We start from the raw sequence: 21868 nt of genomic DNA on the forward strand, positions 1-21868 counted from the left end.
TAGCTACGCTTTACGCACTTTTAGATTTGGGATGGCAGATGTGAGAGATCGAGGGCATTCCAGCCATAACTCAACATCTATTCCCAAGGGAAATCTGGTATCACCTCATCAATTTCAGCCATAATTTGCATTGTCTCTTTCAAAGCAACCACGACGCGCTGATAGTGCAGCACCTCATCAAAAGATAAACTGCGATTTGCTTTTTTGCGGTCTTTCAACCATTTATCCAATACTTGATATCCACCTATTTTAAACGCCCAAATTTCGGGGAAAATACCTTCAAAATATTGCTGTTTGTTAATATAAACCCGCAGTTCCGATTCATTGTAAGTAACTTGAGTAACAGCATTATCGCCACTGACAGGATATTTAGTAATTACCTTATTTAATTTTTTCGATTTCATCACGTGCAGTTCTACCAATTCCTCACCTTTTTTAGCGAGTGTTTGAAAAAGTTCATTGTCGGAAGTTAAGGGTAAGCGGGGAAAGTTTATTTTCAGGAATTCTGCATAACGCTGGCGGTAGGTAGGACTGTGAAAGACAGAATATGCGTAATAAAAGATTGCTTCGGGAGTTGGTATATAGCCTAATTTTTCACGAATGGCACTGAGGAAGTTTTGGGATAAATTGGGAGTGCGGTCTGTGAATAAATTACCCTGCTCGTTTTCAGTATCAGGATAGAGGTAAAGGGGGAAAACATTAGCATTATCGGCTGACGAAATAACACTCTTATCTGTAACTGTATCTGTTACAAAGAATTGAGTATTAGCTCCTTCCCTTGTTCGTCTAATAGTAATAAAGCCCAGGTTTTGCTTTTGGAATTGATTAGCTAGTTTTTCTCTAGCTCTCTCCAAAACTTCAGTACAGTATAAAATAGCGCGTTGGTCAAAAGGTCGATATAAACATAACTTCAAATCTTTGTCTATAATCTGATCTGCTCCTCTTTGAAGTCTCAGTAAAGTTCTATCAGCCTTAATAGCTTTAGTTTCTCGCAATGCAGTATCAATTTTTACTTTAAGATCGTTAACTAAAAAATCATAAAGAAACTCATCATCTCCACTGGTGACTCCCATAGATTGAAAAATAAAAATATCTAAAATCTGCCACCCATTGTCATACTCAGGTTTTAGGTCAGTATTTTGTATTTTAAATAAATAATCTCGTGAAAAATCATTAATCTCTTTCCATTCAGTTGTATCAAGATCGCAATTGCTTAAAACATTATATTTGTTAGTACGACTTCCCCATAATTCAGCATGATGAACTTTTGCCGGAGTCGACTTACCAGGCTCTTTGATAAAAATGCCAATACTGACTCCCTGCTGAATATCAAACACATTTTGGTCAGGCGAACCATCTGGAGAAACTTCTTTCTTTTTAGAATTACCGTGCAAATCTAAAACATAAATATCAGTAAAAGTTTGCATCAAATTTTGACGCATTCCCCGAAAAGTCGGGTTATCGAGATAACCGTGATTAGTCACAAAAGCCAAAACACCAAACCCCGTTTGACTAACTCGCCACTGTCCAAAACGAATAAATTTTACATAATCATCTTGCAGCCATTTAGAATTGCGCTCTTTCAGCGGTACACCATCCACATAATAGTAATCTTTTACCAATCCTGCTATCCATTCACTCTTATTAGCAGAATGACCAGAATAAGGCGGATTTCCCAACACAACCATCACCGGGACATCCCGCTTAATTGCTGAAGCTTCATTAGCTTCTTGCGCCACAAATTGAGCAAAGAGAACCTCTGATTTTTTTAAAGCTTCATCTAATGTATTCGTGAGATAAACTCCTAAACGCTGTTTGCTGCTAAACTCATAGCCGAGATTTTGCAGTTGCAAACCGAGTTTGAGGTGTGCTATGGCATAGGGAGCCATTAACAACTCAAAACCAAATAATCGGTTTAATAAATTCTCCTGTACATACTGATTCCAACTCCCAGATATTCCCATATCTTCCAAGTTTTGATAAATGCGATCGACAACTCCGTAAAGAAAAGTACCCGTACCAGTTGCCGGATCTAGAATTTGAACTCGCGGCTGTTGCGTATCTGGATTTTTGCTATTATCTGCCAATCCTAGAGGTAGATTAAAACGGTTTTTCAGAATAGCATCGACAGAGCGAACAATATATGAGACAACTGGTTCAGGAGTGTAGTAAACCCCGCGACTTTTCCGCAAAGCTGAATTATACGCTGCAAGAAAGGTTTCGTAAAAATGAACAACTGGATCGGATTGGCGAGTGCGACTACCAAAGTTTTCCAGAATAGCAGTCATGTCAACGCGCCCTAGTAGCTCGACTAAATCATCGATTGCCCAGTTAATCTTACCGAGTAAATCCGTTTCGATAATACTGTTAAATAATCGCCGCAAAAAGGGATTAGTAGCTGGGATGTACGTGCCCGCTGTCCGGCGGTCAAAAACTTGATTTCCGGGATTCTGAGCGTGACCAACTCGCGCCGCAAATAAACCATAGGAAATAGTTTGAGCGTACATATCTGCAAAAGCCGCATCATTGAGATCCGGCAGCAATATCTCATTAAATCCACGCTTGAGTTGATGTAATTCTCCCGTTTCAGTTTCGATTTGCAAAGCTGATTCTGTAGCGAGTAGAATTGATTTGGTTAATCGCGCCATCTGCTTTGCCAAATCTTCAGGGCTGTTAATGGCTGCACCAGCGTAATTAAGAAATCCCTCGATTAATTCAAGAGTTTTGTCAGAATTGCCGAGAGTAATTTCGTTTCCTGTTCTTTCGGCTAAAACTGCAGTCAATCGGACTTTCCCCTCAACATACCAGCGAAACTCTAGATAATTCGTGAGAATTAAATTACCGTTTAACGATTCTCGATATCGCTGCAACTGTTCGGTTTTTTCAACAGGATTCAAATCTAACCCGACATCCTTAGCTTCCACATAACCGACGAGTAAATCCCTGCGCCTGACAGTAAAATCTGGAACACCAGCTTTATTACCTTTTTCTTCTATGATTGCTACCAAACTAGCCGCCGGATTATCGAGTAAATTCTTGATAGTTGGGTAATGGGTGCGCTCGCTTCCCCGCAGTAGATTGCTCTGAATAGACTGGATGTAGGTATCAAAACGCATGGGCTTCGCCGTTAACGGTATGAATCATTATATAATAGTCAGTGTAGGGCGATCGCACTCTTGCCCAAAAAGCAATCAAAATCATCTGCGTCCATCTGCGTCATCAGCCTCAATCTGCGGTCAAAAAAACGACAAATCGCCTCGCTTACCATCATAAAAATATAAAAGATAAAATCCTAAAAAAATGCTTCGACTCTCCCAAACCCAACTCAAAATCCTCGAAGAATGCCCCCGCAAATTCCAACACAGCTACCTCGAACTACTCGCCACCACCGCCTCCCCAGAACACAAAGAAAAACTCACATGGGGAAGCCACTTTCACCTATTAATGCAGCAGCGAGAACTCGGACTTCCCATTGAATTCATCATCCAACAAGACCCGGAATTGGGACGCTGTGTGGCAGCATTTATTAACACCGCACCCGAACTTTTCGCCGATTCAGAAAATAGCGATTCCCTACGGGATAGCTACGCTTCACGAATTTTCCGCCAAGCCGAACACCCCCGCACTCTAATTTTCCAAGACTACCTATTCACCGTTATATATGACTTACTAATAGCCGAACCAAACGCCGCCCAAATTCTCGACTGGAAAACCTATCCCCGCCCTCAAAAATCAAAATGGATAGCCGAAAGTTGGCAAACTCGCCTCTATTTATACGTCTTAGTAGAAACCAGCGACTATTCCCCCGAACAAGTTTCCATGACATACTGGTTTGTACAATTGCAAGGAGAAGAACCGCCCAAAAAACTCACATTTGATTACAACAAAACAGAACACGATCGCACAAAACAAGATTTAACTCACTTATTGCAGCAGCTAACCGACTGGCGACAGCGCTATACCGAAAACGGCGAATTCTTACCTCAAGTAGAAATTAGTTCCAATTTGTGCGATTCTTGTCAATTCGCCACTCGCTGCAACCGCACACAAAACACAAAAACTCTCTCACCAGATATTCTCGCAGAAACTCCCACAGATTGGCTACCCAATCTTGCTATAATCGATGAAATATTTATTTAATTCAAATCTTGTACTATGCAACTATTAGTCGCCCGGTGGGGGCGGGTTTATAGATATTGTGAATGTGAATGAAAGATTGTTGGTGAACCCGCCACTACAGGAATTAATCAAATAACTTATGACAGAACTACTTCAAAATTTGCCAACTCAACCCCTATCCCAACCCCCAGCTTGGCTGATAGAAGCTGTCAGAAACCATGCACCAGAACTCCCCGGAAACTATGCCGCCGCACTTCTGTGGTATAGAGGAATTCAAAATCCCGAACAAATACCCGGTTTCTTAAATCCCCAACTTTACCAACCAGCAAGCCCCTTTGAATTCGGACTAGAAATGACCTGGGCGATAGAAAGAATCCAGCAAGCACGAAACAGCGGCGAAAAAGTAGCAATTTGGGGAGATTTCGACGCCGACGGCATTACCTCAACTTCCGTACTTTGGGACGGACTGGGAGAATTTTTTGCTCAAAACGACCAACTAATTTATTACATTCCCAACCGCTTAACCGAATCTCATGGACTCAATATCGCGGGAATAGATGCCTTAGCCAAATCTGGAATTAGCTTAATTATTACCTGTGATACTGGCAGTACAAACATCGCCGAAATCGAATACGCTACCAGCTTAAATATCGATACAATTATCACCGACCATCATACATTACCTGACCATCGCCCGCCAGCTACAGCCATTATCAATCCCCGCTATTTTCCCCCAAACCACCAACTATTTAACCTCTCTGGAGTTGGAGTAGCCTACAAATTAGTTGAAGCCTTGTATCACACATTACCAGATATTCCACAGCGCCCGCTCACAGATTTATTAGAATTAGTAGCGATCGGCTTAATTGCCGATTTAGTCCAACTTACAGGAGACAGCCGCTATCTAGCACAAATCGGCATCCAACAACTGCAAAAACAAATCGCAAATCCCACCCGCCCAGGAGTTGCAAAATTACTCGAACTGTGCAAAAGATCGGGCGATCGCCCAACCGACATTTCCTTCGGCCTCGGCCCCCGAATCAACGCCGTCAGCCGCATTCAAGGTGACGCCAGCTTCTGCGTAGAACTCCTCACCAGCCGCGACAAAAAACGTTGCGAAGAACTAGCAAACTTAACCGAAATTGCCAACTCCCGGCGCAAATCTTTACAAAAAGATGTTGCCAAAGATGCCGCCAACAAACTAGCAAAACTCGACCTTTCAACTACTAGCGTCATTGTTCTCAGCGACCCTCAATGGCCGGTAGGAGTATTAGGATTAGTAGCGGGACAAATCGCCCAAGAATACGGCCGCCCCGTGATTTTATTCAGCACAGAAGGAAGCGAAAAAATTAATGAAAATTCCCCAGAAATGCAATTTACCTCCTTCTTAGATTCAGAATCACCAACACTTTCCGAATCCAAAATTGCCAGGGGTTCCGCGCGTTCCGCCAATCAAATCGACCTTTACCAATTAGTCAAAGATCAAGCGCATTTATTGCACAGATTTGGCGGTCATCCCTTCGCTGCCGGATTGAGTCTCCCAGTTGAAAATATCCCCCTATTTACAGATGCGGTAAATCAGCAACTGCGACAACAATACAGCACCGATAGTTTAACAGCAGCCCCCGTTCAAGCCGACTTAAAAATTACTGTCTCCGAATTAGGCAAGGACTTATTTCAAGAACTAAAATTGCTCGAACCTTGCGGCATGGGAAATCCTGCCCCCAAATTGCTGATTGAAAACTGCTGGTTTGACAATCTGTGGAATCAAAAAATTAAGGATTTGAAAGGGCAAAAACTAGAATATATCAAAACAGAATTTACAATTAGGGACGAATCTAGCGATACGGGATTTCCCGGCATTTGGTGGGGACACAATCAAAATGAAGTTCCCCAAGGCCGGTGCGATGTCACCGTTGAACTCGATTTTAATACTTACAAATCGCGGTATGAAGTGCGCCTCGTGTCAGTGCAAGAACGCACGGAAGAGATCCAAATAAATTCCCCGACTCAAATAGATTGGATTGTAGACTGGCGCAATAGAAATAACGATGAAGAATTATTAGGCGCTAGCACAAACTTAGAATCTCAAATGCCGATCGACAATCTAGTTTACAATTCCGAAAAGGTCGATCGCGAAAACTCGATCGTCCTCAAAGAATGCCCCGCAAGCTGGGACGAACTGCGGATATGGTTTCGGCAAGCACAGTACACTCAGAAAAAACTCGCGATCGCCTATACTTTACCTCCACTCGTACCCCCACAGCAAATCTGCCAACAGCTAATCGGCATCGCCAAATACCTCAGCCGCACCAACAAACCCGTTACCAGACAGCAACTGCGCCAAAAACTCGGCATCAGCGACACATCGCTGCAACTAGGGTTCAAAACCCTAACATATCTCGGTTTCCAAATCTATTATCGCGATCGAGCTTTCCACATCACCAGACAACCCGAAACCGCACAGCGTCAAGACGCGCCCGATCAAATCCCCAAACCCTTATTAGATAGCCAATCCCTTCAATTCTCAGTGCCAAATTCCCCGATTGCTGCCCGTTTTGCAGCGCAATTCCTAGCAGCCGTCTCCGAAGAACAATTCCGGCGGAAATATTTCTGTGAAGTACCCCTTTCGACCATTGTGTCGATCGCGCGAGAAACCGTTTTCCAAGAAGATTCTATAGCAATTCCCTTCTAACTGAGATATTGCACCATTGTTAAGAACGGAATCTCCGGCCCGTTCCACTCATGAGATAACTTTGCTTATGGGTTACACACGCTGTTACCACTGGTGGGGCTGGGTTTTGGTCCCCTGAAGCGAGAGAAATTTTTGTGGGTCTGGCTTAAGAGGTCTATTCCTGACACGGCGGCAACATCTCAGTTCTAAGAAATATCTTAGTTCTGAATTCATCCCGATAAAATAAGGCATAGGGCAATGCGAGTTATCCGTTGCGAGTCAGGCCCAAAACTCATAACTCCTAACTCACAGCCCAAAACCCAAAACTCCCCACCGCCAAACTCGCTCGCCCATCTCCCATTTAAAACCCCTATGCTTCTGTGTCCCCGCTGCCAATTTGAAAATCCCAATCCAAACAAGTTTTGTCAACAGTGCGGAAATTCCCTAATTTACAAACCTTGCCACGAATGCGGTGCCCAAGTCGCTTTTAGCGCCAAAGAATGTCAGAATTGTGGCGTCGCAACAGGTCAAGTGTGGCGGGCCATTATCTGCGGTCGATCGAATTTTGCAGCAGTCGAGGCAGACGAGTCCACCCTACCCCCAGCCGAGTTTCCCCAAACACCAGACATAGTTCCAGAAACCGCATCGCGCCAAAACTCTCCTGAAGCAATCACAGACGCGATTAAAACAGAAATAACCACCCCACCCGAACCCCAAACAGCAGTCGAACCAACTTCTCCACAGACCGAAGTCGCCGAATTCAGCAGCGCAGAAATAGACGCTGTGGTAGCCGTGGGGGCGATCGCACCAGCATCCTTTCAAACAACAGAAAAAAGCTCTAATACAGCACCAGAGCGCGAAATCACCCCATCTGAGCAGAATTTTACAACCGCACCACAGCCTAAACAAATCCAGGAAGCAACCGAGAACCCCCACAGCCCAAACATAGCTGACACCTCCCCTCCATCTCCAGAAGTCCCCATCTCCAATTCACAATATTTAATCCCTTCCCAGCCAGCCGGAGCTTATTTAGACACTCAGCAGCGCTACCAACTCCTAGAAACCGTGCCGCCGAGAAAACGCTCAGACACAGTAGAAGTAACAGTATTGGACTGTCAGCCACTGGAAATGTCACCCCTCAAAGCCATGCTAGCAGCCAACTCTGCCAGCGTCGCCAGACGAACATCCCCCTATACCGCAGCAATCAAAGGCGCAGAAAATTCAACCAATCCCGCCTTAGCTGAGCTTTGCCAAGGCATAGCTGAACCTTACCTGGCACTGCGGTGGCAATTCTCTCAAAACCTGCCAGTCATTCACGATAGCTGGTCAGACAACGAACAGGCAGTGCTGCTGCTAGAAGACTGCTCCCAATGGCCGCTGCTGGTAGAACGGTGGAGTCAACCGGAAACTTCCACCCAGCAAATTTTATACTGGCTACACGAAATGACAGAACTCTGGGCTGCCCTAGAACCCTGGCGCTGTCGGCAAAGCTTGTTGGAACTGACAAATTTGCGAGTCAACCCCGACTCTTCCTTTTCTTTAGCTTCTTTGCGACTGCAATACCTCTATCCCGAACCCGCTGGCTCAAACCTACAACTGGTAGATTTAGGGCAATTGTGGCAGGTGATATTTAGCCAGTCCGATCATCGCACTCAGTTTGGCGCCTTGCTCGAACTGCTGCAACAAATGTACAGAGGCGAGATTAACACAATAGAAGAATTGCGATCGCGCCTAGAAACAGTTCCCCTCGAACTCCAACCCGCACCTTCACCAAGCTCAACCCCGACACGCAGGCATTACCGCACCCCCGACGAGTTGCCCTCCGAGGTGGGCGAGGTCTTAACCCAGCCCATGCCACTCCAGATTTACAGCTTAGAAGACGCAGGCCTCACCGATGTTGGCCGCACGCGCGACCACAACGAAGACTTCTTCAGCATCTGGACTCAGCTCAACAAACTCGAAAGCTCCTTCGGTCGGATTTTTCAAACCAAAGGGCTTTACATTCTCTGCGACGGCATGGGCGGACACGACAGCGGAGAAGTAGCCAGTCAACTAGCGGCTGAAACTCTCAGAGAATTCTTTCAAACCCGTTGGGAACATCAACTACCTCCGGCAGACACCATCCGCGAGGGAGTCCTGCTAGCCAACAAAGCCATCTTTGAAATCAATCAAAAGGACGGACGCTCCGGCAGCGCCCGTATGGGCACAACTCTAGTCGCAGTCTTAGTTCAAGACACCCACTTCGCCGTTGCCCACGTCGGCGACAGCCGCCTCTACCGACTGAGAAAGGGACAAACCCTAGAAAAAATAACCTCAGACCACGAAGTCGGGCAGCGCGAAATTAAGCGCGGAGTTGACCCGGAAACTGCTTATGCTCGTCCCGACGCCTATCAACTAACTCAAGCCCTCGGCCCGCGAGACAGTAATTTTCTCAAGCCTGACGTGCAGTTTTTAGACTTGTGCGAAGATACCTTATTAATTTTGGCTTCCGACGGTCTGACAGATAATGATTTGTTGGAAAGTCACTGGCAGAACACTCTCGAACCCCTGTTCAATCCCCAAGCTGATCTCGACCAGGGAGTTACCCAGTTGATTGAACTGGGTAACAAACGCAACGGTCACGACAATATCACGGCAATTATCATTCGGGCGCAGGTAGGCGCATTTCGATTTTAGAATTTGGATGCTGCCAACTTTTTCAACGGTGGCGCCTTCCCCCTGTGACGGCCTGGGTTAAACCTGCAATTCTTGCAGAGAAAAAAAACAGCTTCTGCCGTTTCCGGGCAAGGCTTTACTGCTCCCTCTGTTCTTAGGTATCCGGTGTTAAAACAGCTTAGGTTTGAGTGATCAAAAACTGATTACAGACCCATACTATTGCAGACAAGCTGTAGAGTACCAACCATTTATCCGTAGCTTTAATTTTGAGACTCTGTTCAGGGAATCTACCGGAAAAAGTTGCTTGAGAGTAAGTGGATTCATCATAGTTGAAAGAGCTTTCACTTACAAAAATAGTTGGTCTAATGAAAAAAAATCAACTAAAATGAAGTGAGTCCGCAGGCTGGCTAATGCGAAATCTGTTTTATACTCGATCGCTATCGGGGCAACGTGGGAAGTGTCAGCTCTACATATATATTTGGGGCTGACATCACCATCTGCTGCTACATCAAATTTACGTAAAAGTTTAGCGATTGTTTACCTAGTTTTTGTTGTTGCAATTTTTTAATTGATAGACTGTGTTTTAAGGAGCGATCGAGCCTTCAGAAATTTTCTGGATAATTGTTCGCAAAAAACTATTTATAACTTAATTGTTTATGAAATCTTTAATCATAATCAGGATATTATAAAGTTTTCGTGAAACTAACCTGTGAAGCTCATAAGTAATTTTTAATTTCTAATTTTTCAAACCCCTACGCCCCAAATTTGTAAATTCCCGCCAACTCTCACTGCCAAATCAGGGAGTTCAACCACATCAATCGAAAATGCTGCTGACTCTTTTAGATCCAGAAAAACAGACCCCCCTGCAACAGTGGAGTTTCGAGAGCGAATCCATTATTCGCATCGGCCGCTCTCCAGACAATCACGTTGTGATCCCCAATGCTCTAGTGTCGCGGCAGCATCTGGAATTGCAAAGAGTTAATAACGGGAGATCCAGTCAGTGGTACTTAGTCAATTCGGGGACAAATGGCACTTTGGTAAACGGTATTCTCATGTCTCAGGGTTGGATATCCGACGGTGCCCTGATCCAGTTGGCGCGGGGTGGTCCTATTCTGCATTTCCAAGTGATTACTATTGAAGTCGGCGGCAAGATTGAGGCGAACCTCAATGTCAATCTCGCGACACCGAGGTGTACCCACGCGGGAAACCCGCCGGGGAATTTATTCTGCATCCACTGCGGCGAACCGATTAAAGTCGATCGCACGGTGCGCCACTACCAAGTGCTGAGAACTTTGGGTCAAGGCGGTATGGGAACAACGACTTTAGCCTGGGATCGAGATAAAGCGAAAGCTCAACAACCCGGAAGTTCCCCCGCAGCTTCTCTGGTAGTTCTCAAGGAAATGAATGCTGACATGGCTCAAATAGTCAAAGCTCAAGAACTGTTTGAACGTGAAGCTAAAACTCTCAAGGCCCTCCACCATCCGGGAATTCCTCAGTTTTTTGACTTTTTTGTGGAAGGGGGCAAAAAATACTTGGTGATGGAAATGCTCCACGGCGAGGATTTAGAAAAACGCATCTATAACCGCGGGCCTGTTGCTCCCCAACAAGCAATAGAGTGGATGATCCAAACCTGTGAGGTTTTGGACTACATTCACTCTCAAAAACCCCCGATCGTCCACCGGGATATTAAACCAGCTAATTTGCTGGTGCGCCACCGCGACAATTGCATTACAGTGCTGGATTTTGGTGCCGTTAAAGAAATCGGCACTCCTCCAGGGACTCGCATCGGCGTTGAAGGCTACACGGCACCAGAACAAGACCGGGGACAGCCTCTACCTCAGTCAGATTTATATGCTATTGGGCCTACTTTGATTTTTTTGCTGACGGCCCAAAGCCCTCAAAACTTTTACGGGAAAATAGCTGGAGGTTACGGCTTTAAGCTAGAAAATATTCCGACGATCGCCCCCAAGCTGCGGGAGACCATTTTGCGAACCACGGCAGCTGAGCCTGGGGATCGCTTTCAAACTGCTCAACAATTAGCTCGAGCTTTAGCAGCTTCCGTTTAATAGAAGTCAAAAGTCACAAGTCAAAAGTCACAAGTCATTAGGAAGAGGGCAAAGGGAAAAGGGAAGAGGGAAGAAGCTAGCAACGGAAATTTATGAAAGAAAATTTACCCAATCACCTCGAAATTTCTCTCCGACACCCCATTCCTCCGTCTTCTCTGTTATTCTTCGTCCCAAGCTTCTACAGCTATCAACTCGCTCACGGGGTCTTGCATAGAAAAATCAAACTCTAGCAATTGCTGTTTCCAGTACGGCCATTCGTCGCCGTAAAGCAGAGCAATTTTCCAAATACTGTCTGTCGGTTTGATAATGTCAGACGTGACGAGAGAATGCACCTGACGCTGGAACTTAACCATCGGCTGTATCACCTTCTGGCTCATAATACCTCTTGAATTGTTTAAATCTTGTGTAATTACCACTTCCCAGCGCACACTCTTTATCGCAGTTTCGCCAAGAACAGTCTAGCCAAGATACGTGTAGATTTTAGTCGGGAAGCTACATATTCAACTTGTATCTCAACACTGTTTGTTTTGACAAGGCCCTATAAGCAAGACTGAATAGTCAAGACCGACTTCAAAGAATTAATCATCTGTGAAATGTCGCACTGTATGCTGTCGATCGGCAGTGGAAGGTTTGCCGCCTCAATTGTTTCCACATAGTATATGCAAGGGCTGCGCTCGGCTTGTTCGGGAAAAGGCTGAGTTTGCGTAGGAGAAACTGCAACTACTGCGCTTTCGCTGCTACAGCGTAATTTCCGCTTTCCTGCGGGTAAACCACACCTGTTTCACCTTCGACGCTGGGTTCGCTGTGAGAGTGGGATGTGAACTACATAAACTGATTATAGCTCTACTCACCGCAAAAGCGATCAAAAATTGTTGGATACTGTTGATCGCCACCCCTAAATGTCGATCGAACATTCAAAGGCGACAGCAGACCGGGCGTAAAAGCAAGTTCCAAACCCATCGTCCGTCCTGATTGAGTCAATCTCAAATCTCAAATCTTAAATCTCAAATCTAAAATTGTATGACTTGGACAAGGCGACACATTCTCACTCTGGCTGATTTTACCTCGGACGAATACGATACGGTGCTGCAAACAGCAGCCAGTTTTCGGGATGTGCTCGGCCGCCGCACGAAGAAAGTGCCGGCCCTGCAGGGTCAAGTGGTCGCGAATTTGTTTTTTGAACCTTCTACCCGGACTCGCAATAGTTTTGAGTTGGCGGCGAAGCGGCTGTCAGCGGATACGCTGAATTTTACCCCTGGAAGTTCTTCTCTAACGAAGGGGGAGACTATTCTGGATACGGCTAAGACTTATCTGGCGATGGGAACGGATTTGATGGTAATCCGGCACGAACAAGCTGGAGTTCCGAGCACGATTGCTTCGGAAATGGATCGCTTGGGTTCGAGAGTCAGCGTTCTCAATGCTGGAGACGGCCAGCACGAACACCCATCGCAAGGTTTGCTAGACTTATTTACTATTTGTGCTCTGTTAGATACCGAACGTCCGCGGCTGGAACTTTTAGCGGGTAAAAAAATTGCTGTGGTGGGGGATATCTTACATTCGCGGGTGGCTAGGTCTAATATTTGGAGTCTAACGGCTTCTGGGGCAGAGGTTCATTTGGCCGGGCCGCCAACTTTGCTACCGCTGTTGTTTGCTGAGTGTGGCGATGGTAGGGAAGGCAAATTATTTTTGCATTGGCAGCTTGAACCGGCTTTGGCCGATGCTGATTTTGTGATGACTTTGCGGCTGCAAAAGGAACGGATGAGCGACCATTTGCTGCCGAGTTTACGAGAGTACCATTCTTTGTACGGGATTACGCGCGATCGGCTCAAACTCTGCAAGCCGGATGTGAAGGTGTTGCACCCTGGTCCGGTTAACCGTGGCGTGGAAATTAGTTCCGATTTGATGGACGATTCCCAGTTTAGCCTGATTTCTCAGCAAGTTACCAGCGGCGTGGCGGTGCGGATGGCATTACTTTATCTAATCGGCGGCGGTAAAGCTTAGGCTGTTAGTTGTTAGTCCTGAATTTCGGATGTGCCATGATTTTCAGGATCTATCGCCTCTTTAAAATAATCGTTACCCGGTAAAACCGGGTAACGATCAACACTCTTTCTAGAAATGTAAAGTGCTCTAGTTAAGAGTTAGGAAAGCCACGAGGCTTTCACCCAGCCGCCACCTTTGAGTTGGGCCCAGCCGTTTCTGTAACGACCGGTCAATTTCACATTGTCTCCATTGTATAACTTGCCGATGACATGAGAACAGCCATCGGGGCGGTGGCGGATATTCAGTCGGCCGCCGTTGGTTGCAACTTCAGCGTAGCTGTGACGGCTGTGACCGCCACAACGGGAGTAGCCGCAACTTGCCTGCGCTTCGCCTGGGACACCCAGAACAGATAGAGCTACTGCCATACCTGCAACGCCTATCCATGCAGAATTAGGAATTTTCAAGCCCAGTTGGTCTAACGACTTGACTTGGAGTTCGGACTCTGGAGATTCATAAGCAACAAAAGAGTGGCTCAATGCTAGTGCTTCCATAGTTTCCTCGTGATTGTTGTTAACCTTTCTTGGTGCAGACTCAGGTCAAAACCTCAATTAACAGCCCAAATTATTAACTTATGTTTCATAAAAGCCACAAAATGGCGTTAAGGTCTTGCTTTTGCCGAGTATTGGCTAATGTTCCTGAACCCTGCACAGGTATATCATGTCATTTATGTAGCTTTCCGGAACAAAAAAATAAATAAAGTTTACATCGACTGCTAAAAATTTTGCCGACGCAGATCAGAACTCCGGGCAGAATTAAACTTAACTGTGTCATTAAAAAGCGAACGAAGTTATCGATTGGGGTTGGGAATTGCTTGTACTGAGTTGCGAATGACACTACTTATTTTGGTACTTATTTATTGAATTGCTACAGCAAGATGGGCATTTAATTCCCTCGAACAAGCATCCGGCTCGTCTTCAAGCACAATCTTAATTTGCTTCGGGTCAGTCATAGTGTAGCCGATCGCACTCGTGCAGAAGTTCGGGGCGAGGGCGCCGGGCCCTGGGCCGTGCTACAAGATGGGTCTCAAGATTAGTCGCCCTATGTCCCCGACAAAAATGCAAGACAAATCCATCGCGACTTGATTTGTGTCAAGATCAATTAACTTCTCCAGCACCACTTCTTTCGCAATGAACTCCTTCGCTACACTTTTGATCGGCACAATTCCTCAACGCCATGAATCAGACAGCTTCGCCATTACCTTAGCGCCGTTGTCGGTAGAGGAAATATACGCTTTGGCAGATGACCCCGCGAACGGAGCCGTGGTAATGATGAGCGGTACAGTCCGCAACCAAACTGATGGTCAAGCTGTAGTTTCCCTAGAATATCAAGCCTACGAACCGATGGCAGTGCGAGTATTCCAGCAAATTGCTACTGAAATCCGCCGCCAGTGGGCCGATGTCAATCGGGTCGCTATTCACCACCGTGTCGGACACTTGCAGGTGGGCGAAATCAGCGTACTGGTGGCTGTTGGCTGTCCCCACCGGGACTCAGCCTTTGCAGCTTGCCAGTACGCCATAGATACGCTCAAACACAATGTACCGATTTGGAAAAAGGAACATTGGGCTGACGGTTCTAGCAGTTGGGTTAGTATTGGAGCGTGCGAGGTTGTCGGGCATTAGTCAAGGGATTTAAGATTTGAGATTTGAGATTGCAGAGGGGAACTTGTTACGATCCCCTAACGTCAAAAAGTGTGGAATGTTCGATGAGCCAATTCCACCGATGAGCGACTTTATTTCCGTGTCCTGGTCTGCGGTTGTGGCGACCGTTCAAAGAGTGCAATTGCCAGCCGAAAAACTCTCTAATTATGACTTGGTGTTGCGGTGTCAGGAAGGAAATCGACCTGAGACCACTGCCTTTTCAGAACTGTTGAAGCGGTATCAGTCCCACGTAGACAGGGTTCTCTATCACTTGGCCCCTGACTGGCAAGACCGAGCAGACTTGGCTCAGGAAGTGTGGATTCGGGTCTACCGCAATATTAACCGTTTGCAAGAGCCTGTTAAATTTCGGGGCTGGCTGAGCCGCATCGCCACTAATTTGTTTTACGATGAGTTGCGGAAGCGCAAACGGGTGCGAACTCCGCTGTCGCTGGACGTACCCCGTACTCTGGAAGATGGCGAGGTTGATTGGGAAATTCCGGCAGACAGTCCGGGGCCTGATGAAGATTTGACGACTAGAGAATTTTACGACCAGTTGCGGGTGGCGATCGCAGATTTGCCGGAAGTATTCCGCACGACCATTGTTTTGAGAGAAATAGAAGGTTTAGCCTATGAGGAAATAGCCGAAATGACCGGAGTTTCTCTGGGAACTGTCAAGTCGAGAATTGCTAGAGCTCGCCAAAGATTGCAGTTGGAATTGCAAAAATATCTCGATGGTAATTAGCAAGAGTAATTTCAGAGGCGGGTTAAGAAGATTTGGTGATGTTTGCTGTGACATCAAAACTTCTATTTTAAAATATAAATAAGCAGTAAATCATTCTAATAGCGAGTGCGTGATTCCCCAATTAGAGCAAGTCGGAAATTATGAATGGTAACTTTGAATCCGATAAAAATCAGAATGTGCAGGGTGTCGGGGATTCACTCGCTGAAACTCAAGTTAACAACAATTATGCCCAGGGCAATGTAACTACTATGATGCGCGATCGCTTTGAATTGCTAAGTGCCTACCTCGACGGTGAAGTGACGGCGACAGAACGCCGGCAAGTTGAGGAGTGGCTGAAAAATGACCCCACTACGAAGCGTTTGTACTCGCGACTGCTGATGATGCAGCAGAGCTTTCAGGCAATGCCTGTGCCTGCTGCACAACAATCGGCCGAGGAGTTGGCGACGAAGGTTTTGCAGCGGGTGGAACGCAAGCCGAAACAAACTTGGATTTTGGGTGGAGGTGCGATCGCAGCTTTGTTGATTGCGGTGGTGTCCGGTGTCGGTGGCGGCCGCCAATTGTTTGCTCCTCAGTTTGCTCGATCGCCCGTTCCTGCTGAATCTGACGGTTTGATTATGGCTTTAAACGAGCCTCTGGTGGAGATGGTTAATCCCAACGATTTGATGCTTGGGGTGAATGCGCCGATCATGGATATTCCCAAAGTTGGTGTAGCAACCTCTCAAAAGTCATTGCCAAAGGCGCAGTAGAATTTCTGTTTTGATCAATAACGCAAGTTGCTAAGCTCCCTAAAAAAGGGGGCTTTTGCCGTTTTTCCCAGTTTTTCAAGGTAGGATATATCCTTTGATATTTTCCTGGCTTGGAATGACTTATTGTGGGGCGATCGCATCTTAATATCGGAGTAGGTAGCCAGTGGAATTAGAGCGGGCGATCGCACTTGTCACCAGGTTTTTTTATATTTGCGATCGGCAACAGCAATGTCTCCTCAATTTCCTGCCGCACAGCAGGAGATACATTACAACCGCTACTGAGGCAATATACCAGCAATTTATCAGGAATGAAAATTTAATAACATCAGCAATGTATCATAAAAAAATGAGTGAATATGAATAGGTTTATGTTTCGATAGATATCTCAAATATTATACCTACTTAGTTCTTTTTATGTCCCCCATGATTTTTTGATGTGAATAATTTCTGACTAACTTAATTTATGTACTACTCAGACGAAATTACTGATTAAATGCGAAAACATCATCAGTCTTTATCTGAAAAAGACCAAAGAAAATATGCAGCGATAGAAGCCGTAAAACTTGGACATGGTGGAATTTTTACATAGCCCGAGTTTTGAGAGCAGACAGGAATACAATAGCCAAGGGAATTAAGGAGTTAAAAAGTGAATCCGACACTACTTGCAATCAACAGAGGATTCGCCGACGTGGAGGAGGAGGAAGAAAAACTAGGGAGTCTGAGATACCTGATTTAAATGAGCATTTTTTAGAAGTTTTAAAAAACCACACAGCCGGAGATCCAATGTCGGAAAAAATTAAATGGACAAATCTTACCTAGAAACAAATAGTTGAAGGTCTGAAGGCTCAGGAAATAATAGTCAGTACAACAGTTGTTGAAAAACTGTTAAAAAAAACATGGATATGTGAAACGCCAAGCTCAAAAAAAAACAAACAACCGGAGTAACCAAGAATCGTAATGAACAATTTGAAAATCTTGCCAGAATTACCACCTAGTATGAGTTACAGGGAAATCCGATTGTTAGTATGGACACGAAAAAGAATGAATTTATTGGAAATCTATATCGGGCAGGAAGTCTATATACTACGGAAGCTATTACGACATTCGACCATGATTTTTGGAGTTTGGCTGAAGGAAAAGTAGTACCTCATGGAATTTATGATCTGCAACATAACCGAGGATATTTAAACCTGGGAATCAGTAAAGACACGAGTGAATTTGCTTGTGAATCGATTAAATTATGGTGGGTTAATTACGGAACACTTATCTATCCTCAAGCCGATTCAATTTTGATAAATTGCGATGGTGGTGGCAGTAATAATTCCAATCATCATATCTTTAAATCGGATTTACAAAAATTAGTTGACGAGCTAGGAATAGAAATTATAATCGCACACTATCCCCCCTATACATCGAAGTATAATCCGATTGAACATCATTTGTTTCCTCTCGTAACCAGACCCTGTCAAGGAGTAATTTTTACCAGTCTTGAGTTGGTGAAAAACCTCATGGCAAAAACTTATACTAAAACCGGGCTTTCTGTGGTAGTAAATGTGAGCGATAAAATTCATGAAACTGGTCAAAAAGTAGCTAAGGGATTTAAAGAAAAAATGAAAATTATTTTTGATGAATATCTACCAAAATGGAATTATCGTGCTGTTCCGACTATTTAGCAGACGCTAAAGTTATTAAATTTTCATTTCATTAGAAGATCAGTTACTACTGGCATTACAATATTGGCGAGAGTACCGTACCTACTTTCACATTGCTCAAACCTGGAACATCAATGAATCGACTGCGTTCCCGATCGTGAGACACGTAGAGGAAACATTGATTCGTTCAGGTCGGTTTAGCTTACCCGGAAAAAAAGCACTGCTGCAACCGGACTCAGTTTTAGAAGTAGTTGTAGTCGATGTGACCGAAAGTCCAGTCGAGCGTCCAAAAAAAAACAACGACAAGTGTTTTCCGGTAAAAAAAAGTATCATACCTTGAAGTCGCAATTAGTGGTTAATCAAAAGACGGGAGCAATTATCTGCAGAGCTTCATGGTAAAGGCAGAAGGCATGACTTTCGCTTATTCAAGAGCAATAAAGTTAGCCTAGCCAATACAATTAAGCTTTGGCGTGACAAGGGTTATCAAGGAATTGCCAAACTTCATGCCAATAGTCAGATACCTACTAAAAAGCCCAAAAGCTCTAATTTATCTCAGGTTCAACGGCAGGAAAACCGTACTCTGGCAAGCGAACGTATTATTATTGAACACGTTAATACGAGGCTGAAAATTTTTCGGATTCTGTCGGAACGTTACCGAAATCGCCGACGCAGATTTGGTTTACGCTTCTACCTGATTGCAGGCATCTATAACTATGAACTCAACCTTTTAGAATGACTTTTGTAAGAGGTCTATTATATAATTTACTTCTCTAATTGTCAATGTCAATTTTAGATCAGTTTAGCGATCGCAAACTGAGTTTGTCAAGACCCCAGCAAAAAAGAGAAAATGATCCTGACAACAACTGCAGGGCATACGGGAAAAGTCAGCCATAAATCAGGCAAAATTAACCTTTCAGAATGCCATTCTGTTGTATATCTAAAAATTCGTATTAAATAATTAGAAAGGATAGCAACATGAAAAATAGCATAAATGACCTTCCCTCCTGTGGAATAGGCATAAAACTTATTAGCAAAATTGCCGATAACCTAAGCTATACACGCACTTCTGACGAGCGAAACTGTCTATTAATTGTGAAATATTTTCATCCAGGTATAATACCACCCTAACCTCCGCCTCAATCTGGTTATTTAAAGCGGGTACTTGACTTGTGGAATGCCTTTATTTTGCGGTGGCAAAAGCAACGAAATTACCAATCTTATCAAACTTATAACCAGCAAATTAAAACAATTCACCTTCAACTCAATACTGACCTCAAGAGTGTTGTTCAAGTTTTATGGTGGGTCGAGCAGTTTTTTTAGAGTATCTACCCATTCCCGAAGCAGTTTTGCAGCAGTGCAAACTTGCTAGGATAGAAGGGTTTACAAATGCTGTTCGCCACGCTCATAAAAATCTGCCCTTGGCAACTCCTATCAACCTTAAAATAACCGTATTTAACGAACGCCTAGAAGTCAAAATTTGGGATATGGGAGAGTTTTTTGACATCCAAGCTAAGTTAATTGAAGAATTACCAGTTATTAGGAGCGAGCTGGGGTTTATGCTTGACTAAAGCTGTTCTGTAATCCCAGCTTTAAATTGACAACAAAAAGAAACTTTTTTGTTATGACTACTCATACTACTCCCAAGATTATCGTCGTGGATGATGACGCTTCCATCCGCACTCTAGTTCATCGTTTTTTAACTCAGAAATATCAAGTAGATTCGGCAGCAGATGGCGAGACCGCTTTAGAAGTGTTTGAGAAATTAAAGCCACTGTTAGTAGTTCTCGATTGGAATTTGCCGGATACTACAGGCTATCACCTCTGCCAAGAAATGCAGCGCCGTACTAATGTTTTTGTGATCATGCTAAGCAGCCGCACAGACGAAGCTGATAAACTTAAAGTCCTGTCCGCCGGTGCTGATGATTATATCTGTAAACCCTTTGGTTTGGCAGAGTTGGCAATTCGTATAGAAGTTGTGTTGAGACGGATGAGACCTGTGACTCCATCACGTATTGTATTCGATCGATTCGCGATCGATTCAGCGCGCCGGGAAGCAACACTCAACGATCGCATTATAAAGTTAACAGCCTTGGAATTTAAGATATTATATTTTTTAGCAAGTCATTCCGGTCAATCTTGGAGTCGCCAACAGCTAATCGAAAACATCCGGGGGTGGAACTGCCACGACACAGGAGAAAAGCAACTTGTTAGCGTACATATCGGTCAGATTCGCAAGAAAATGATTCAAGTTGATCCTACTGGATCGCAGTTTATTAAAACTATGCGGGGTTATGGTTACAGGTTCGATCCGCCCGTTAGCGAAGCCCTCGAAGAGGATCGCACGGCAATGGCTATTTACTAAGCTCATCGGCATTAACCACTTTATTTGGCGAAAAACCTATTTTCCCACGTGCCGTCAGGCAACCAGATGCCTCCTAGGGAACGAACGCGATCGGGTAACATGAAGTATGCCCAAGCCGTGCCTAAAGGTTTGAGGTGTCGATCGAAGATTTCGATTTCCTGCCGCTGATATTCGTTTTGTGTCGGTTCCCGCAGCAGATGATAGTCTTCAAGTCGGTCTAAATCGTCCAAAATAGCCGAGTTTGCGAAACAGAGGAGAAAACCGCAGACAGTACCATCTCCGGCCATCATCGCAGGATAGCCGATCGGCAGGGCAAAAAGTTGACCGCGGGCGATCGCGGGGCAAGCATCCACAACTTTTCCTTCGCAGTAGCGGAGGTAGTTGGACTCCCCCGGTTTGAGTGTGCCGTAGACAAAGACTTTCATCGGGTAGGGCTTAACCGCTAGTTTTTGCTAACATAGATGGCTAAGCTAATAGTTTAAGTCTCGCGGGCGATCGCGACTGCAATCTTGATAAATTTCGTTGTTTACCCTTTCTTATAATTCATGACTCTAGCAGTTAGTTTTATTGATTTTGGACTTCGTCCTTTGTACTTGAGCTCTTTTTTGCCGTCCCTGCCCCTGGACAGCTTGTTTTCGACTCAAGGGATTATGGTGATGCTGCTGGCTGCCTATGCGGGGGCGATGTGGATGTTTCTCACCAGTGCTCCGAAGGTACACACGGTGATGGTATCGGATCTCGGACAAGCGAGGGAGTTCTATGAAGGTATGCTAAACTTGCCAGTAGCAGAAGTGCCGCTGCACTACTACTACAATTACGAGCAAACTTTGGGCACAACTGGTATCGATCCGCTGTATTTGTCGCCGAATGTCGGGAGGGCAACGACCTCTCAAACGCTGGGTAATCCCGATGGTTTGTGGTATCAGTTGATGAAAAATACCCAACTGCACATCATTAGCGGGGCCGGTGCAGGGGAAAAAAATCGCCAGCGTCACGTTTGTTTCGATCGCGATTGTTTGGATCAGCTATTGATGAGGGTACAAACTCGCGGCATTAGTTATAAAATTCGCCGGGAAAAGCCTCTGAATTTTTTGGTCAAAGATTACGATGGTCGCGTCATTGAGATGGCTGAGGTTAGTAATTAAGCTGACAGGCAAAAAATTTTAGATATAGAA

The 21868-nt window shown here is 44.9% G+C and carries 20 protein-coding genes; 15 read left to right on the top strand and 5 right to left on the bottom strand.

Going from position 1 to position 21868, the window contains the following annotated elements:
* Window positions 1-77 precede the first annotated feature (77 nt).
* Window positions 78-3116: a type ISP restriction/modification enzyme gene (locus QUA10_RS16710; protein ID WP_333083562.1), complete on the bottom strand. Its 3039-nt coding sequence runs from the start codon at window positions 3114-3116 to the stop codon at window positions 78-80.
* Between the two features lie 184 nt (window positions 3117-3300).
* Between QUA10_RS16710 and QUA10_RS16715 the strand changes: the two genes are divergently transcribed.
* The 4 genes from QUA10_RS16715 (at window position 3301) to QUA10_RS16730 (ending at window position 11514) form a co-directional block, all read left to right on the top strand.
* The gene (locus tag QUA10_RS16715; protein ID WP_333083563.1) at window positions 3301-4140 is read left to right on the top strand and encodes a PD-(D/E)XK nuclease family protein; all 840 of its coding nucleotides are present in this window, start codon (window positions 3301-3303) and stop codon (window positions 4138-4140) included.
* Window positions 4141-4258: 118 nt separating this feature from the next.
* A complete protein-coding gene (locus QUA10_RS16720; RefSeq protein WP_333083564.1) occupies window positions 4259-6814 on the top strand; it encodes a DHH family phosphoesterase in 2556 nt (851 codons plus the stop codon).
* A 351-nt stretch (window positions 6815-7165) separates the two neighbouring features.
* Window positions 7166-9469, top strand: coding sequence for a serine/threonine phosphatase (locus QUA10_RS16725; protein WP_333083565.1), 2304 nt, complete (start codon window positions 7166-7168; stop codon window positions 9467-9469).
* Between the two features lie 803 nt (window positions 9470-10272).
* A complete protein-coding gene (locus QUA10_RS16730) occupies window positions 10273-11514 on the top strand; it encodes a protein kinase domain-containing protein (RefSeq protein WP_333083567.1) in 1242 nt (413 codons plus the stop codon).
* A 158-nt stretch (window positions 11515-11672) separates the two neighbouring features.
* Here the strand turns inward: QUA10_RS16730 and QUA10_RS16735 are convergent, their stop codons facing one another.
* Complete coding sequence (locus tag QUA10_RS16735; RefSeq protein WP_193973492.1) at window positions 11673-11891, bottom strand: DUF4327 family protein; 219 nt, start codon at window positions 11889-11891, stop codon at window positions 11673-11675.
* A gap of 466 nt (window positions 11892-12357) precedes the next feature.
* Window positions 12358-12501, bottom strand: a complete 144-nt coding sequence (locus QUA10_RS16740) for a hypothetical protein (protein WP_333086313.1) — start codon at window positions 12499-12501, stop codon at window positions 12358-12360.
* A gap of 33 nt (window positions 12502-12534) precedes the next feature.
* Here QUA10_RS16740 and QUA10_RS16745 point away from each other — a divergent pair, with 33 nt between their 5' ends.
* The gene (locus tag QUA10_RS16745) at window positions 12535-13515 is read left to right on the top strand and encodes an aspartate carbamoyltransferase catalytic subunit (protein ID WP_333083569.1); all 981 of its coding nucleotides are present in this window, start codon (window positions 12535-12537) and stop codon (window positions 13513-13515) included.
* Window positions 13516-13652: 137 nt separating this feature from the next.
* Here the strand turns inward: QUA10_RS16745 and QUA10_RS16750 are convergent, their stop codons facing one another.
* On the bottom strand, window positions 13653-14045 hold the full coding sequence (locus tag QUA10_RS16750; protein WP_333083571.1) for an SH3 domain-containing protein: 393 nt from the start codon (window positions 14043-14045) through the stop codon (window positions 13653-13655).
* Between the two features lie 636 nt (window positions 14046-14681).
* Between QUA10_RS16750 and QUA10_RS16755 the strand changes: the two genes are divergently transcribed.
* The 9 genes from QUA10_RS16755 to QUA10_RS16785 all read left to right on the top strand — a co-directional run bounded on the left by QUA10_RS16755 (window position 14682) and on the right by QUA10_RS16785 (window position 20693).
* Window positions 14682-15173, top strand: coding sequence for a molybdenum cofactor biosynthesis protein MoaE (locus QUA10_RS16755; protein ID WP_333083572.1), 492 nt, complete (start codon window positions 14682-14684; stop codon window positions 15171-15173).
* 100 nt (window positions 15174-15273) lie between these two features.
* Window positions 15274-15933 carry a sigma-70 family RNA polymerase sigma factor gene (locus QUA10_RS16760; RefSeq protein ID WP_041622468.1) on the top strand — a complete coding sequence of 220 codons (660 nt, stop codon included), beginning with the start codon at window positions 15274-15276 and terminating at the stop codon, window positions 15931-15933.
* Window positions 15934-16073: 140 nt separating this feature from the next.
* On the top strand, window positions 16074-16679 hold the full coding sequence (locus QUA10_RS16765; protein WP_333083573.1) for a zf-HC2 domain-containing protein: 606 nt from the start codon (window positions 16074-16076) through the stop codon (window positions 16677-16679).
* Window positions 16680-16842: 163 nt separating this feature from the next.
* Window positions 16843-17043: a hypothetical protein gene (locus QUA10_RS16770; protein WP_333086314.1), complete on the top strand. Its 201-nt coding sequence runs from the start codon at window positions 16843-16845 to the stop codon at window positions 17041-17043.
* A 661-nt stretch (window positions 17044-17704) separates the two neighbouring features.
* Entirely contained in the window at window positions 17705-18352 is a 648-nt protein-coding gene (locus tag QUA10_RS16775; RefSeq protein WP_333083574.1) for an ISAzo13 family transposase, read from the top strand.
* Window positions 18353-18377: 25 nt separating this feature from the next.
* Entirely contained in the window at window positions 18378-18671 is a 294-nt protein-coding gene (locus QUA10_RS29125) for a helix-turn-helix domain-containing protein (protein ID WP_445243585.1), read from the top strand.
* Window positions 18672-18689: 18 nt separating this feature from the next.
* A complete protein-coding gene (locus tag QUA10_RS29130; protein ID WP_445243586.1) occupies window positions 18690-19067 on the top strand; it encodes a transposase family protein in 378 nt (125 codons plus the stop codon).
* A 559-nt stretch (window positions 19068-19626) separates the two neighbouring features.
* The gene (locus QUA10_RS16780; protein WP_333083575.1) at window positions 19627-19899 is read left to right on the top strand and encodes an ATP-binding protein; all 273 of its coding nucleotides are present in this window, start codon (window positions 19627-19629) and stop codon (window positions 19897-19899) included.
* A gap of 53 nt (window positions 19900-19952) precedes the next feature.
* Complete coding sequence (locus QUA10_RS16785; RefSeq protein ID WP_333083576.1) at window positions 19953-20693, top strand: response regulator transcription factor; 741 nt, start codon at window positions 19953-19955, stop codon at window positions 20691-20693.
* Between the two features lie 20 nt (window positions 20694-20713).
* Here the strand turns inward: QUA10_RS16785 and QUA10_RS16790 are convergent, their stop codons facing one another.
* The gene (locus tag QUA10_RS16790; protein WP_333083577.1) at window positions 20714-21118 is read right to left on the bottom strand and encodes a gamma-glutamylcyclotransferase; all 405 of its coding nucleotides are present in this window, start codon (window positions 21116-21118) and stop codon (window positions 20714-20716) included.
* Between the two features lie 120 nt (window positions 21119-21238).
* On the opposite strand from QUA10_RS16790, the gene QUA10_RS16795 reads away from it, so the two are divergent.
* Window positions 21239-21838, top strand: a complete 600-nt coding sequence (locus QUA10_RS16795; RefSeq protein WP_333083578.1) for a glyoxalase-like domain protein — start codon at window positions 21239-21241, stop codon at window positions 21836-21838.
* Window positions 21839-21868 lie beyond the last annotated feature (30 nt).

It is taken from the genome of Microcoleus sp. Pol8_D6, from assembly GCF_036700965.1.
Lineage (GTDB): Bacteria > Cyanobacteriota > Cyanobacteriia > Cyanobacteriales > Microcoleaceae > Microcoleus.